Annotated in this window: 1 protein-coding gene; it reads right to left on the reverse strand. The window is 73.5% G+C overall.

Annotated elements, in window-relative coordinates; genetic code table 11:
- Nucleotides 1–565: ABC transporter substrate-binding protein (locus ACTWQJ_RS52120; RefSeq protein ID WP_443313313.1), on the reverse strand; the 565-nt coding region annotated here is incomplete at both ends.

Genomic DNA, 565 nt, shown 5'->3' on the forward strand with positions numbered 1-565 from the left:
TGCTGCTTCAGGTCGGCGGCGACGGCACGGAAGTTGGGCAGCGCGAAGTCGACCTGCTCGGTGACGACCTGGTAGCCCTCGGCCTTCAGGCCCCGTTCGACGAGCCGCGCGTAGGCGGCGGACGCGGCCTGGTTGTACGAGACGACGGCGGCCGTGCGTGCCCCGTGCTCGCGTTTGAAGTAGCGGTAGACCTCCGTGCCGCCGTACAGCTTCCCGTCCCAGCCCGGCGTCCCCTCGCGGGGCGCCTGGCTGCCGTAGATGCCGTACAGGTGCGGGTAGGTGTCGTAGGCGGCGCCGATGGGCTGGCCGCCGATGTCGGGCACGCGCGCGCGGGAGACGCGGGAGGCGCCGGCGTAGTCCAGGGCGGTGGTGGCGACGAGGGCGACGACCCGGTCCTCGTCGATCAGCTGGTGCACGCACTCGTTGTTGCCCACACCGCTGCCGCCGTCGTCGCACAGGCGCACCTCGACGCGGCGGCCGTCGATGCCCCCGCGCGCGTTGAGGCGGTCGAAGTAGGCCTGGGCGCCGTCGCGCGGGCCGGTGAAGGCGTTGCCACCGACCGGGC

It is taken from the genome of Streptomyces sp. KR55 (assembly GCF_052245645.1).
In the GTDB taxonomy this organism is placed as follows: Bacteria; Actinomycetota; Actinomycetes; order Streptomycetales; family Streptomycetaceae; genus Streptomyces; species Streptomyces flavusporus.